Annotated in this window: 12 protein-coding genes; 11 read left to right on the top strand and 1 reads right to left on the bottom strand. The window is 57.0% G+C overall.

Going from position 1 to position 14,023, the window contains the following annotated elements; all coding sequences use genetic code 11:
• The first annotated feature begins 401 nt into the window (after positions 1-401).
• The 11 genes from SC206_RS10445 to SC206_RS10495 all read left to right on the top strand — a co-directional run bounded on the left by SC206_RS10445 (position 402) and on the right by SC206_RS10495 (position 13,713).
• Positions 402-1,874, top strand: a complete 1,473-nt coding sequence (locus SC206_RS10445) for an aldehyde dehydrogenase family protein (protein ID WP_332736901.1) — start codon at positions 402-404, stop codon at positions 1,872-1,874.
• Between the two features lie 43 nt (positions 1,875-1,917).
• Entirely contained in the window at positions 1,918-2,586 is a 669-nt protein-coding gene (locus SC206_RS10450) for a haloacid dehalogenase type II (protein ID WP_332736903.1), read from the top strand.
• Between the two features lie 56 nt (positions 2,587-2,642).
• Positions 2,643-3,920 carry an NAD(P)/FAD-dependent oxidoreductase gene (locus SC206_RS10455; protein ID WP_332736905.1) on the top strand — a complete coding sequence of 426 codons (1,278 nt, stop codon included), beginning with the start codon at positions 2,643-2,645 and terminating at the stop codon, positions 3,918-3,920.
• Between the two features lie 148 nt (positions 3,921-4,068).
• The gene (locus SC206_RS10460; protein WP_332736907.1) at positions 4,069-5,691 is read left to right on the top strand and encodes an ABC transporter substrate-binding protein; all 1,623 of its coding nucleotides are present in this window, start codon (positions 4,069-4,071) and stop codon (positions 5,689-5,691) included.
• 13 nt (positions 5,692-5,704) lie between these two features.
• Positions 5,705-6,658, top strand: a complete 954-nt coding sequence (locus SC206_RS10465) for an ABC transporter permease (protein WP_332736909.1) — start codon at positions 5,705-5,707, stop codon at positions 6,656-6,658.
• Between the two features lie 20 nt (positions 6,659-6,678).
• Positions 6,679-7,548, top strand: coding sequence for an ABC transporter permease (locus tag SC206_RS10470; protein WP_332736911.1), 870 nt, complete (start codon positions 6,679-6,681; stop codon positions 7,546-7,548).
• A 35-nt stretch (positions 7,549-7,583) separates the two neighbouring features.
• Positions 7,584-9,263 carry an ABC transporter ATP-binding protein gene (locus SC206_RS10475; RefSeq protein ID WP_332736924.1) on the top strand — a complete coding sequence of 560 codons (1,680 nt, stop codon included), beginning with the start codon at positions 7,584-7,586 and terminating at the stop codon, positions 9,261-9,263.
• A gap of 58 nt (positions 9,264-9,321) precedes the next feature.
• Positions 9,322-10,653, top strand: a complete 1,332-nt coding sequence (locus SC206_RS10480; RefSeq protein WP_332736913.1) for an NAD(P)/FAD-dependent oxidoreductase — start codon at positions 9,322-9,324, stop codon at positions 10,651-10,653.
• On the top strand, positions 10,654-11,544 hold the full coding sequence (locus tag SC206_RS10485; RefSeq protein WP_332736915.1) for a GNAT family N-acetyltransferase: 891 nt from the start codon (positions 10,654-10,656) through the stop codon (positions 11,542-11,544).
• 8 nt (positions 11,545-11,552) lie between these two features.
• Positions 11,553-12,503 (top strand): 2-hydroxyacid dehydrogenase, encoded by a 951-nt coding sequence (locus tag SC206_RS10490; protein ID WP_332736917.1) that lies wholly within the window; start codon positions 11,553-11,555, stop codon positions 12,501-12,503.
• 67 nt (positions 12,504-12,570) lie between these two features.
• Positions 12,571-13,713: a M20 aminoacylase family protein gene (locus SC206_RS10495; RefSeq protein ID WP_332736926.1), complete on the top strand. Its 1,143-nt coding sequence runs from the start codon at positions 12,571-12,573 to the stop codon at positions 13,711-13,713.
• Here SC206_RS10495 and SC206_RS10500 read toward each other — a convergent pair.
• Entirely contained in the window at positions 13,697-13,975 is a 279-nt protein-coding gene (locus SC206_RS10500; RefSeq protein ID WP_332736919.1) for a hypothetical protein, read from the bottom strand. The two genes, SC206_RS10495 and SC206_RS10500, sit on opposite strands and share 17 nt — an antisense overlap.
• Positions 13,976-14,023: the final 48 nt, after the last annotated feature.

The following is a 14,023-nucleotide window of genomic DNA, read 5'->3' on the forward strand; positions in this document are numbered from 1 at the left end:
AACCCTTAACTCGGCATAAAACGTTTTTTGGCAGGCAATTTCCGCATATTCCGTTTTAAAGAATATGGCACGCTTTGTGCTTAGTAGTTAATAGAGAGCTTAATAGAGAACTTAATGGAGTAGTTAGTAGATACCTAAGAAAAAAAAGAAAAGTAATAACTCTCTTAGGTTTTAAATTTGCTGTTTTCAGTCGTTGTTATGAATAACTAGACAGCAAACAAAATATTTATTTTCGGCACGCAGGTTTTTATAAAAGATCTCCCTGCCGAGCAAAGGGAAATAACACCTTTTCCTTAAAGCAATGCCTCATAACGAAGTGTGTTATCGAGGATGTTTTATCAAACGGCTTTTATCGAATAGTTACTGCCTAAAAAACGGCAATCAAAAAGGAATGATTCACTATGTTGAGTTTTGATCCCAAAAACGTGTTTTTGCCGAAAGGGCACCTGATTGGCGGCAAAATCCATGAGGGCACCGGCGAGCGCCTGCGCGTGAATCGTCCTTCTGACGGACAATTTCTCGGCGAAATTCCCGACGCTGACGCCGCGCTGGTTGACCTGGCAGTAACCAACGCGCATCAGTCCTGGCTCGAAAGCGGCTGGGGCACGCGTCCTCCACGTGAGCGCGGCAAAGTGCTGCGCCGTTGGGCAGATTTAATTGACGCCAACGCCGAAGAGCTCGGCCAGCTCGAAGCTGTCAGCTCGACGCGCCCCATTTTTGACGTGGTAAACCACGAAATTCCGTTTACCGCCGAAGCGATTCGTTTCTACGCCGAATGCTGCGACAAATACAGCGGCGACGTGCTGCCAACCCGCAGCGCCAGCCTCGGCATGCTGGTGCCTGAGCCTTACGGCGTGATCGGCGCGATTACGCCGTGGAACTTCCCGCTCTCCATGGCCTCATGGAAACTGGGTCCGGCACTGGCGGCAGGCAACGCAGTGGTATTGAAACCTTCTGAATTAACGCCGTTTTCCTCCGTTCGTTTAGCCGAATTGGCGATTGAAGCAGGCTTGCCAGCGGGCGTTTTAAACATCGTTCAAGGTCGTGGCGTGAGCTGTGGCAGCGCGTTGGTCAACCATCCGCTGGTGCGCAAAATCTCCTTCACCGGATCGACCGCCACCGGCGCGCAAATCATGAGTCAGGCCGCGTTAAACGGCATGAAACCCGTCACCCTCGAGCTTGGCGGCAAAAGCCCGCAGTTAGTGTTTGATGACGCCGGTGATATCGACGTCGTTGCGGCGCGCATCTTCCGTGGCTTCACGGCTAACGGCGGACAGGCCTGCGTCGCGGGCACCCGTTTGGTGGTGCAGTCCGGCATTGCCGACGCGCTGATCGCCAAGCTGGTTGAGCTGTGTGAAAACGTTGAACCCGGCAATACCTGGAACAGCGCCTGCCGCTACGCGCCGATTATCGACGTGCGTCAGGCGAAAAAAATTGAAACCATCGTCCAATCCGCCGTTAAAGAGGGCGCGCAGTTGCTGGCCGGCGGCGAATTTTTCCCGAATACCGATGAAGGCTATTTCTTCAAACCCACGCTCTTAGCGGGCGTAGGCGCAGAGTCTGCCGCCGTGCAGGAAGAGATTTTTGGCCCGGTATTGACCATTCAAACCTTCGAAAGCGAAGAAGAAGGTTTAGCGCTGGCGGATCACGCCATTTACGGGCTGGCGGCGGGCGTTCACACGCTGAATATCGACCGCGCGCTGCGTGCGATGCGCCGTCTGGCGGCGGGCACCGTGTGGATCAACCGCTATGGCCGTTCGGGCGATTTCATTATTCCAACCGGCGGCTTCAACGGCTCCGGCATTGGCAAGGATTTGGGCCGTCAGGCGTATGAAGCCTGCCTGCGTTATAAAAGTGTACTGATTGATTTTTAAGACTTTTCATACCACGACAACATTATTGGAGAAGGGGATTATCATGGCGGTATTCAAACCTAAGTTCATTACTTTCGACTGCTACGGCACGCTGATCAATTTCGACATGGCCGGTGCGGCTAAAAATATTTTCGCCGATCGCGTTAGCCCTGAGGAGATGCCGGCTTTCACCACCGATTTCGCACGCTATCGTTTCGACGAAGTTCTAGGCGCCTGGAAACCTTACGCCGATGTCGTTTGTCACGCGATGATCCGCACCTGCAAGAAATGGGGCGTGGAATATAAAGACAGCGACGGCGCGGGCATCATGGAAGCCTGTGCAACTTGGGGTCCACATCCTGATGTGCCTGCCGGTTTGGCGAAAGTGGCCGAAGAGTTCCCGCTGGTGCTGCTGACCAACTCTATGGACGACCTGATTACCCACCATGTGCCGCGTCTGGGCGCGCCAATTCACGCCGTGTTTACCGCCGAGCAGGCACAGTCCTACAAGCCAAGACAGCAGGGCTTCGAATACATGCTCGACCAGCTGGGCTGCGGTCCTGAAGATATTCTGCACGTCTCTTCAAGCCTGCGTTACGACCTGATGACCTGCTACGACATGGGCATCAAAAACAAGGTTTGGGTCAATCGCGGACACGATCCGGCCTGTGCAGCTTACGAATATACCGAAATTAAAAGCGTCGGCGATTTGCCGGGTGTAGTAGGACTTTAATCCCGACGCCTGCGGGCAGACGGTTGACGGCACGGTAAATCTGGATGAGGCACAGCATGAAACTTGAATCATTTTGGCAGGCAACGGCGCCGGTATTTTCCGGCGCGGCGGCGAGCGAGCTTCCGGCAAAGGCCGACGTAGTGGTCGTTGGTGGCGGATTTACCGGGCTGTCTGCAGCCTATAATCTCGCCAAGGCTGGCGTAAATGTGGTGGTGCTGGAAGCGGGCGAGGTGCTGAGTCAGGCATCGGGCCGCAACGGCGGACACTGCAACACCGGCGTGGCGCAAAACTTTGCTTCATTGGTCGAGAGCGTGGGCCTTGAGCAGGCGTCTATTTATTATCACGCCTATGCCGACGCGGTGGAATATGTTCACTCGGTTGTTAAAGAAGAAACTATTGACTGCGACCTGATTCGCACCGGCAAACTCAAACTTGCCAGCAAGGCCAAGCATTTTCCTTCATTAGTGAAAACCTACGAATTGCTTAAACGTACCGTAGACAGCAACGTCGAGCTGATTGACGCTAGCCACATTCGCGACGAAATCGGCTCCGATGCCTTCCACGGCGGCCTGCTGCAAAAAGGCGGCGGGCAGATGCACATGGGTAAATTTGGTGTCGGACTGGCGCAGGCCGCCGTCGCCAAAGGGGCGGTGATCCACGCACATACTCCGGTTACAGGCTTGCAGCAGATTGATGGCCATCGTTATCGCGTCAGCACGGCGCGCGGCGACATTGAAGCGGGCCGCGTTTTGCTCGCCACCGGCACCTCCGACAAAGGTCCGTTCTCGTGGTTCCAGCGCCGTATCGTGCCGGTCGGCAGCTTTATCATCGCCACCGCGCCACTCACGCCGGGCCAGCTGCAAGAGTCCTTTAAAAATAATCGCACCTACGTCACCTCATTGAATATCGGCAACTATTTCCGCACCACGGCAGATAACCGCCTGATCTTTGGCGGCCGTGCGCGCTTTGCTATCAGTAATCCCACCTCAGACGCGCGCAGCGGTGCCGTGCTGCGTCAGGGATTAAGCGAACTCTTCCCGCAGCTGGCCGACGTCAGAATCGACTATTGCTGGGGCGGATTGGTCGACATGACCGCCGATCGCCTGCCGCGCGCCGGTGAGCACGAAGGGCTGTTTTACTCCATGGGCTATAGCGGCCACGGCACGCAAATGTCTGTTTACATGGGCAAAGTGATGGCGGCGTTGATTACCGGACAGCCGGTAAGCAATCCGTGGCAGCGCAGCAATTGGGCCGCGATGCCGGGATATTTTGGCAAGCCGTGGTTCCTTCCCATGGCGGGCCTGTATTACAAAGCCAAAGACAAGGTTTCGTAATCTAACGATTTAATAAGTAAGACATTTTATAAGTCCGGGGTTTTAAACAGAAAGTTATAAATAAAAATGATAGGCAACAACATGTTCTAAAAGTATCGACAAACATCAACGGCTTTTTTCGGTAAATACCGCATTCGGGGAGATTTCAATGAGCAAATTTCGTAAAGAATCAGGTCCAGCTACACCGAAGTCAGCAGCAAATCTGGCAGTGAACTCACTGGCAGACATTAATATTTCACGTCGCGGCGTGATGAAGATGTTTTCTGCCGGTGCAGCCTTAAGCACGGGCATTATCAGTTTACCTAACAGCGCATGGGCCGCAGAGGCGACGCCGGTAAAAGGCGGCAAGCTGCGCGCGGCGGCGGCTAACTCCTCGGCAGCGGATACGCTGGATCCGGCCAAGGCTAACAACAGTGGCGATTACATGCGCCAGTATATGTTTTATAGCGGCTTAACCGAGTTAGACACCAAGCTCATCCCGCAGATGGGTCTCGCCGAGTCGATCACCAGTTCCGACGGCATTGTCTGGAGCATCAAGCTGCGTCAGGGCGTGACCTTCCACGACGGCAAATCGCTGACCGCGCAGGATGTCGTGTTCTCGCTGGCACGCCATCAGGATCCGGCCACGGCCTCTACCGCCATCGCGCTGGCAAAACAGTTCGCCAGCATCAAGGCCGTGGGTCTGATGGAAGTCGAGCTGAAGCTGGTGCAGGCCAACTTCGACCTGCCGTCAATTCTCGGCACGCCTGCCTTCCTTATTCTGCAAGACGGCACCAAAGATTTCTCCAAAGGTATCGGCACGGGGCCTTTCGTCTGCAAAGAGTTCTCTCCGGGCACGCGTACCGTGGGCGAGCGCAACAAAAACTTCTGGAAACCGGGCCTGCCGCACCTCGATGAAGTCGAACTGCTCGGCGTAACCGATCCTGCGGCGCGCGTCAACGCCTTGCTCTCCGGCGAGCTGCACTTTGTCTCGACGTTAAGCTCGCGCGATGTGAAACGCGTTAACGGTTCCGGCAGCTGTTCGGTGCTCGAGAGCAAATCCGGCATGTATTCCGACCTGATTTTGCGTCAAGACGCGGCTATCACCAGCAATCCTGATTTCGTGCTGGCAATGAAATATCTGCAACCGCGCGAAATGCTGCTGAAAAACGTGGTGCAGGGTTATGGCACCATCGCCAATGACCATCCGGTTCCGCCTTGGCATCCATTCTTTAACAAAGAGCTGCCGCAGCGCCCGATGGATTTGGACAAGGCAAAGTTTTACCTCAAGAAGTCTGGGCTGGTGAAGCCGAGCCTGGAAATTGTCGCTACCGATAACATCGAAGGCGCAATCGAAGGCGCGCAGTTCCTGCAACAGCTGGGCAGCCAGGTCGGGATGAACCTTAAAGTGCGCCGCGTACCGTACGACGGTTACTGGTCGCAGCACTGGATGAAACACCCGATGGGCTATGGCTCGGTGAACCCGCGCCCGACGCTCGACATGCTGTTCAGCCAGTTCTACAAGTCTGACGCACCGTGGAATGAGTCCGGCTGGAAAAACGAACAGTTTGACCAACTGGTGACGGCAGCGCGCGGCGAGCGCGATCAGGCCAAGCGCAAGCAGATGTATGGCGACATGCAGGAGCTGGTCTACAACCACTGCGGCACTATCATTCCTCTGTTTATCAGCGCACTGGATGGTTATAGCAATAAAGTGAAAGGGGTGGAGTCCTATCCGTCCGGCATGATGATGGGCTATCGCTTTACCGAATTAGTCTGGTTAACCGCGTAATCCGGAGGCAGCAATGAATCAGCTTATCCTGTTCCTTATTCTCCGTCGTATCGGCTCTGGCGTAGTTACGCTGTTTATCGTCTCGGCGCTGGTGTTTTTCATCACCAGCCTGCTGCCGGGCGATGCGGCGCAGCAGCTGCTCGGACAGGCCGCAACGCCTGAAACCGTGGCCGCGCTGCGTGAGCAACTGGGCCTGAATCTGCCTATCTGGCAGCGCTACTTTGTGTGGCTCGGCGGCATGCTGCACGGCGATTTTGGCCTCTCTTTTGCCAATAATATGCCGGTCAGCCAGCTGGTCTCCCAACGCATTCCGGCGACGTTCCAGCTGGCAGGCATCACTACGCTGGTGTCTGTGCCGCTGGCGGTGATTATCGGGATTACGGCGGCGATGAAACGGGGTTCGCTGATTGATCGTATTTTGGTGGTTGGCACCATGTCGGTGGTGGCCGTGCCAGAATTTCTGGTCGCGACCGTCTGCGTCATGGTGTTTGCGGTGCATTTACACTGGTTCCCGGCGATGTCGCTGGGTTCCCCTAATCAGGACTTTTTAGGCTATCTGCGCGTCTATGCGCTGCCGGTCTTTACCCTGTGCTGCGTGATTATCGCCCAAATGGCGCGCATGACGCGCTCGGCAATCATCAACCAGCTCGACAGTTCCTATCTTGAAATGACGCTGCTTAAAGGGGTGAGCCCGCTGCGCGCCGTATTGCGCCACGCCTTGCCGAACGCGGTCGGACCTATCGCCAACGCGATTTCGCTGAGCCTTTCTTATCTGTTCGGCGGCGTCATTATTATCGAAACCATTTTCAGCTATCCCGGATTGGCGAGCCAGATGGTCGATGCCGTGAGCAACCGCGACCTGCCCATTGTGCAGCTGTGCGTGATGCTGTTCAGCACCTGCTATCTGCTGCTGCTGCTGCTGGCCGATGTCGCCACCATTGCCTTTAATCCAAAGCTGAAACAGTAAGTTACCAGAGGGGATTCGTGATGCGAAAAACGGTAAGAGTGTTGAGAAAAGCGCTGAACTTCTGGCTCTCGTTGTCCATAACCGGGCGGGTCGGTCTGTCGATCACCCTGTTCTGGCTCTGCATGGCGCTGTTTGGCGGCTGGCTTTCTCCTTATAACGTCGAAGATCTCGGCGCTGGCGGCATCAACGAAGGCTTTAGTAAAACCTTCCTGCTCGGAACCGACTATCTTGGCCGCGATATGCTGACCCGCGTGCTTTACGGCGCGCGTTATTCGATTGGACTGGCACTCTCCGCCGCCGTGCTCGCCAGCACCTTGGGCACCTTACTGGCGCTGCTGGCCGCAATGTCCGGCCGCTGGCTTGAAGAGCTGCTAGGCCGAATCAACGACGCGCTGCTGATTATGCCCGGCAAAATTATGGCGCTGCTGATTGTGGCCGTGTTCAGCTCCTCGCTGCCGATGCTGATCGTCACCGCCGTCATCACATATTGGCCGGGCGCCTATCGAATTGCCTACGCGATGGCCTCGAACCTGCGTTCGATGGATTACGTGCAGGCCGCTCATCTGCGCGGCGAGAGTAAACTTTATATCGCGCTGACCGACGTGCTGCCGAATATGCTGCACCCGATGCTCACCGATTTCGGCCTGCGTTTCGTTTATATCGTGCTGCTTTTGAGCGGCTTGAGCTTCCTGGGGCTGGGCGTGCAACCGCCTTATGCCGACTGGGGCACGCTGGTGCATGAAAATCTTCAGGCGCTGTTCGACGGTTCGCCCGCCGTGCTTATCCCGGCTATCGCCATCGCCAGCCTGACTATCGGCGTTAACCTGTTCATCGACAGCCTGCCTTCGCGTCGCACGATTCGTCTGGAACTTGAAGAGGAGACGGCATGAATATTCAATCTATCCATTCAGCGGGTCATCACGATATGACACAGGCTACTCAAACTGAAATGCCGATTGTGGTCAACGTGCGCAATCTGCAAGTGCAGGCCAAAAACGAGGCTGACGACGTTATCACGCTGGTTTCCGATATCAATTTCGAGGTCAGGAAGGGCGAAGTGCTGGCGCTGATTGGCGAATCGGGTTCCGGTAAAACGACCATTGCGCTGGCGCTGATGGGCTACGCGCGCCACGGTTGTCGAATTAGCGGCGGAGAGATCGAGCTTGCCGGCACTGACGTGACGCGTCTCAGCACGTCGCAGCTGTGTCAGTTTCGCGGCTCGACGGTCGCCTATATTGCGCAGAGCGCGGCGGCCTCGTTTAACCCTGCCATGACGTTAATGGATCAGGTGGTCGAACCCGTTTTAATTCACAAAACCATGAAGCGCGTCGATGCCGAGAAAAAAGCCGTGGCGCTGTTCCGCGAGCTGGCGTTGCCTTCGCCTGAAACCATTGGCAGCCGCTATCCGCATCAGGTTTCGGGCGGTCAGTTGCAGCGCGTGATGGCGGCAATGGCGCTGATTGGCGACCCTGAAGTGGTGATTCTCGACGAACCGACCACCGCGCTTGACGTGACGACCCAGCTCGAAGTGTTGAAAACATTCCGTCGAGTGGTGAAACAGCGCGGCACCACGGCGATTTATGTCAGTCACGACCTCGCCGTGGTTGCACAAATGGCTGACAAGATTCTGGTGCTGCTGAAAGGCAATATCGCCGAATACGGCACCACCGAAGCGCTGCTGCAACGTCCGCAGTCGCCTTACACCCGCAGCCTGCTTGACGCCGCGCAGCACAAACCGCGCAACAGTCCGTGGCAGCCCGAGCAGGAGCCGGTGAAATGCCTGCTCGAAGTGCGCGATTTGGCCGCCGGTTACGGGCCGCTGGATGACAACGGCAAGCCGAAAATCAGCATTCTCGAGGATATCAATTTCAAGCTCTATCCGGGGCAGGCGATCGGTATTATCGGCGAGTCCGGCTCGGGTAAAACCACGCTGGCGCGCGCGATTGCGGGCATGATCGCGCCGAGCAACGGTTACATTCTCTTTAATGAAACCTATCTGAAAGGGGACATGGACGTACGCACGCTCGACGAGCTGCGTCGCATCCAGTTTGTGTTCCAGATGGCGGATACCGCGCTGAACCCGAGCCAGACTATCGCCACGATTTTGAAACGTCCGCTGGTGTTTTTCCACGGCCTGCGCGGCAAGGCGCTGGACGCGAGGCTGAAACAGCTGCTGGATCTGGTGCGTCTGCCGCACACCGTGCTCTATCGCAAACCTTCCGGGCTGTCGGGCGGACAGAAGCAGCGCGTCAATTTAGCGCGCGCGCTGGCCGCCGAGCCGGACCTGATTTTATGTGACGAGGTCACCTCTGCGCTGGACTCCGTGGTCGCCGCCGCCGTGCTGGATTTGATTTCCGAGCTGCGCCGCGAGTTAAACGTCTCCTTCCTGTTTATCAGTCACGATTTGCACGCCGTGCGTTCCGTGTGTGATGACGTGATCGTGGTCAATAACGGCCGCATGGTCACTCAGGTGAGTCGCGCAGATTATGACAAACCGACCAGCAGTCTTTACTACGAGCGCCTCAAACGCGCCGTGCCGGAGCTGCGTCAGGGCTGGCTCGAAGAGCAGGATGGCGAACCTGTCGGCCTGCCGCTGGCCGAGTAACCCTTGCGCGATAAACCCCTTTTTCTCAAGAATACGATTTAACAAGGAACCGCCTGTCATGCCCGCACCGATTCGATTTGTACAAGACAGCCATCTTTTTCCCGACGCGGTAGACGTGGTGGTGATCGGCGGCGGCATTGCCGGTGCCGCCACGGCCTATGAGTTGGCGCGCAAAGGCGTCTCCGTCGTGCTGCTCGAAAAGGGGCTGATTGGCGCGGAGCAGTCGAGCCGCAACTGGGGCTGGTGTCGTCAGCAAAATCGCGACGAACGCGAGCTGCCGTTGTCGATTCATGCGCTGCAACGTTGGAAAGAACTTAAGCAAGAGACCGGCGAAGAGCTCGGTTTTCGCAATACGGGTCTGGTTTATGCCACTAAAAAACAGGAAGAGATCGATGCCTGGGAAAAGTGGGGCCAGATGGCAAAAAATTACGGCATGAGCAGCGAAATCCTCACCGCCGCGCGCGCCAAAGCCCTGACCGAAGGCAGCGTGTCAGAGTGGCGCGGCGGCGTTTACTCTCCGACCGACGGCCACGCGGAACCCTCGCTGGCCGCGCCGGGCCTGGCGATTGCCGCGCAAAAATTGGGCGCTTTGGTGTTTCAATACTGCGCCGTGCGCGGGCTTGATGTTTCGGCGGGCAGAGTCAGCGGCGTCTGGACCGAACGCGGGTTAATTCGCGCCAGCTCGGTAGTGTGTGCAGGCGGCGCGTGGAGCTCGATGTTCTGCCGTCGTCACGGCATCGACCTGCCGCTCGGCAACGTGATCGGCACCGCGATGCGCACCGCGCCTATCGAGCAGGTGATCAAGATGCCTCTTTACACGGAAGGTTTTGCCTGTCGTCCGCAGCTCGACGGCAGCTACACGCTGTCGGTATCAGGCCGTGGCCGCGTGGCGGTAGGTCCACAGGGTCTGCGCTACGCCAAAAAATTCTATCCGACCTTTCAGGCGCGGCGTAAAAATCTCAAGGTGCATTTCAGCCCGAGCGCCTTTTTACAGGGTCCGGAGGCGCTCGGCAAATGGCAGTTTGATGCGCCATCGCCTTTCGAAAAAGTCCGCGTGCTGGACCCCGCTGCCGATCAGGCGATGGTGAAAGAGGGCGTCGACGCAATGCGCCGCGAATTTCCGGCGCTCGGCGCGGTGCGCGTCGTGCAGGCGTGGGGCGGCATGATTGACAGCACGCCCGACGCGATTCCGGTGATTTCCGGCGTCGATAAACTGCCGGGGCTTTTTATCTCTGCCGGTTACAGTGCGCACGGTTTTGGCATCGGTCCGGGCGCGGGCAGCTTAATGTCAGATTTGGTTACGGGCCGCGCGCCGGTTGTCGATCCGACCCCTTTCCGTTATAACCGTTTCAACGATGGTAGCGAAATCAACAAACCGGGAATGATGTAAATGACTGAACAACACCCTCTGAATGCTTCCGAAATTACTCTACGCGCCATGACGGTCGAGGATTTACCGGCCTGCCACACGCTGTCTCAACAGGTTGTCTGGCCGCATCGTCTTGAAGACTGGCAGCTTGCTTTGCATTGCGGCACAGGTTTTGTGGTCGAAACGGCAGGGCAAGTCGTGGGCAGCGCTATCTGCTGGCCGTGGGGCAGTGATTATTCCACGCTCGGGCTGGTGATCGTCAGCCCTGACTGTCAGGGACGCGGCATTGGCAAAAAGCTGATGACCACGCTGATTGACACGCTCGACGGCAGCACGGTGCGCCTGCACGCCACGCCGGAAGGCCGTCCGTTATATGAAAAACTCGGTTTTGTGGCTACCGGCGGCATTTGCCAGCAGCAGAGCCGCGAGCTGCCTGACATTGCGCCGCCACAGCTGACGGTAGATGAACAGCTTCGCGCGCTGAACGGCGACGATATTTCGACCTTAATCGAGCTGGATGCCCTGTCGAGCGGCATGCAGCGCGGCGTGCTCTATGACGCGCTGGCCAATCCGACCAGCCCGCTGCGCATGGAAAAAGGCCTGCTGTTGAGCCGCGATAACCAGCCTGCGGGCTTTGCGATGCTGCGCGAGTTTGGTCGCGGTTACGCTATCGGGCCGGTAATTGCCGACAGCGCCGAAGACGCGAAAATCCTGATTTCCCAACTGCTGAGCGAATGTCCGGGCGAGTTCGTGCGTCTCGACGTTGAGGCGGACAGCGGGCTGGGCGAATGGCTGGAGTCGCTGGGCGTGCCGTGCGTTGACCGACCGGTCACCATGTACAAAGACGGCGAGCCGCTGCGCGCGCCCGACGGCTGGCGCAACTTTGCCTTGACCAGCCAGGCGCTGGGTTAGGAGCGGCCGTGAAAACTATCCTTTATAAGTCTGACCCCAAGCGCGGCAAGCTGTGGCAAGATATTTTTGCCGACATCGCGCCTGATTATCGTTTCATTCAGTGGACCGACCTCGATTTATCGCAGGGCGATCCGGCGATTTTTGCCGAGGTCGATTATCTGGTCGCGTGGATGCCGCCTGAAAATCTGGCGCAGCGTTTCCCGCGTTTAAACGTCCTGTTTTCGATTGGCGCGGGTGTCGATCAATTCGACCTGAGTCAGCTTCCTGCCGAGCTTCCGGTGGTCAGAATGGTCGAACCCGGCCTGACGCAGGGAATGGTGGAATACGTGACTTTCGCCGCGCTGGCGTTGCATCGCGATATGCCGCTGTACTTGAAGCAGCAGCGCGAACACCAGTGGAAAGTGCATCCGGTTGCCAGCGCCGCCAAACGTCGTATCGGCGTAATGGGGCTAGGCGAGCTCGGAGAGGCTACACTTAACACGTTGCAGAGTTTCGGCTTTGAATGCCACGGCTGGAGCCGTTCGGGTAAGGCGATAGCAGGCGTTACGGGCTGGGCCGGTGCCGATCAACTGCCCGAGTTTTTGGCGCACAGCGATATTTTGGTCTGCCTGTTGCCATTAACCGATGAGACACGCGGGATGCTAAACGCCGCGCTGTTTGCCCAATTACCGAATGGCGCGGCGCTGATTCAAACCGGACGCGGGCCGCATCTTGTCGCTGCTGATTTACTGGCCGCGCTGGAGAGCGGGCAACTGCGCGCTGCGGTGCTGGACGTTACCGATCCCGAGCCGTTGCCGGTTGATAGTGCGCTGTGGGAACATCCGGCGGTGTGGCTCACGCCGCACATCGCCAGCCAGACGCAGCCGAACACGGCGGTGAATGCTCTGCTCGCAAATCTGCAACGTTTTGAGACTCAACAGCCAATGATCGGCGAAATCGATAAAACCAAGGGGTATTAATATGAGCACGCTTTCCGGTCCTCAAGACGCCGTTTCTCACGACGATGCGTCTTTGATTTCAGAAATTTTGCCGCGCCTGATAGCGCTGCGTCAGGACCTTCACGCTCATCCCGAATTAGGCTTCAACGAACACCGCACGGCGGGCATTGTGGCGGCGTTTCTGCGCGAGCTCGGCCTTGAAGTGCATGAAGGCGTGGGCAAAACCGGCGTGGTGGGCGTGCTAAGAAAAGGCAGCGGCAGCAAGAGTATTGGCCTGCGCGCCGACATGGACGCCTTGCCGATTATCGAGCAGGGCGCGCCGGAATACGTGAGCCAGAATCACGGCGTGATGCACGCCTGCGGCCACGACGGCCACACCACCATGCTGCTCGGCGCGGCGTGGTTATTGACGAAAAGCGTGGAGTTTAACGGTACGGTAAACTTTATCTTCCAGCCTGCCGAAGAAGGTCAGGCGGGTGCGAAGGCGATGATCGACGACGGGTTATTTAGCCGTTTTCCTTGTGACACGGTGTTTGGCGTTCACAACTGGCCGGAGCTGGCCGAAGGTGAAGCGCAAACGCGCGTTGGGCCGATTATGGCGGCAGCCGATCGTTTTGACATTCGCGTTTTCGGCGGCGGCGGACACGCGGCGCAGCCTCATCTCTCACCGGACACCATGCTAGCGACCAGCGAGCTGGTGGTGCAGTTAAACACCATTATCTCGCGCTGCATCGACCCTACCGATCCTGCTTTGCTGACGGTGACGCAAGTTCAGGGTGGTTTTTCGCACAACATGATCCCTGCCGAAGCGCGCATCACCGGCACGGTCCGCAGTTTTGACCTACGCGCGCAGGACATCATCGAAGCCAGCCTGCGCCGCCTCGCCGAGCACGTTCCCGCCGGTCACGGTTTACAGGCCGAGGTAAAATATAATCGTTATTATCCCGCGACGGTGAATTCTGCCGCCGAGGCGGAAGTTGCCTTGCAAGCCGCTAAAAGTGCGGGTCTTGCGACGAGCGTCGCGCCAAAACCGGCTTTAACCTCCGAAGATTTTTCATTTATGTTGCAGGAAAGGCCGGGGGCGTATTTGTGGCTGGGTCAAGGGGATGGAAGTGTTAAGCCGTTAGCGCCTTTGCACCATCCAAAGTATGACTTTAATGACAAAATTATCCCTAACGGGGTTAGGTTCTACGCGGAGGTGGTTAAGCAGCAGCTTAAGAATCCTTCTTAAGATTTGGAAATCTTAAGGCAAACTTTTTAAATTCAAATTTAAGTTCAAATTCAAGTTCAAGTTCAAGTTCAACTGCATTCGCTTCGCTCAATGGGCGGCGGCCCATACCGCCCAAAGGCCCGCAGTCGCTCGGGCCTTTGGAATCCGAGCTTTTTTTCCAAAGTTGCAACTTGAGGACTAAATCCGTAGATCTTTCCAGATGCTCCCGCGCGTGGCGTAGGTCGCGCGGCTTTGCCGTTCCCTCATTACGGATTTGAGCCAAAGACGTCTCAAATCACTCCACTCAGCGCCGCCCCGATACCGCCAATAA

The organism is Rouxiella sp. T17 (assembly GCF_036663475.1).
Lineage (GTDB): Bacteria > Pseudomonadota > Gammaproteobacteria > Enterobacterales > Enterobacteriaceae > Rouxiella.

What these genes read in the sequence shown, in the direction of transcription:
- SC206_RS10445 (WP_332736901.1), top strand. Translation starts at nt 402, where the DNA reads ATGTTGAGTTTTGATCCCAAAAACGTGTTTTTGCCGAAAGGGCACCTG.
- SC206_RS10450 (WP_332736903.1), top strand. Translation starts at nt 1,918, where the DNA reads ATGGCGGTATTCAAACCTAAGTTCATTACTTTCGACTGCTACGGCACG.
- SC206_RS10455 (WP_332736905.1), top strand. Translation starts at nt 2,643, where the DNA reads ATGAAACTTGAATCATTTTGGCAGGCAACGGCGCCGGTATTTTCCGGC.
- SC206_RS10460 (WP_332736907.1), top strand. Translation starts at nt 4,069, where the DNA reads ATGAGCAAATTTCGTAAAGAATCAGGTCCAGCTACACCGAAGTCAGCA.
- SC206_RS10465 (WP_332736909.1), top strand. Translation starts at nt 5,705, where the DNA reads ATGAATCAGCTTATCCTGTTCCTTATTCTCCGTCGTATCGGCTCTGGC.
- SC206_RS10470 (WP_332736911.1), top strand. Translation starts at nt 6,679, where the DNA reads ATGCGAAAAACGGTAAGAGTGTTGAGAAAAGCGCTGAACTTCTGGCTC.
- SC206_RS10475 (WP_332736924.1), top strand. Translation starts at nt 7,584, where the DNA reads ATGACACAGGCTACTCAAACTGAAATGCCGATTGTGGTCAACGTGCGC.
- SC206_RS10480 (WP_332736913.1), top strand. Translation starts at nt 9,322, where the DNA reads ATGCCCGCACCGATTCGATTTGTACAAGACAGCCATCTTTTTCCCGAC.
- SC206_RS10485 (WP_332736915.1), top strand. Translation starts at nt 10,654, where the DNA reads ATGACTGAACAACACCCTCTGAATGCTTCCGAAATTACTCTACGCGCC.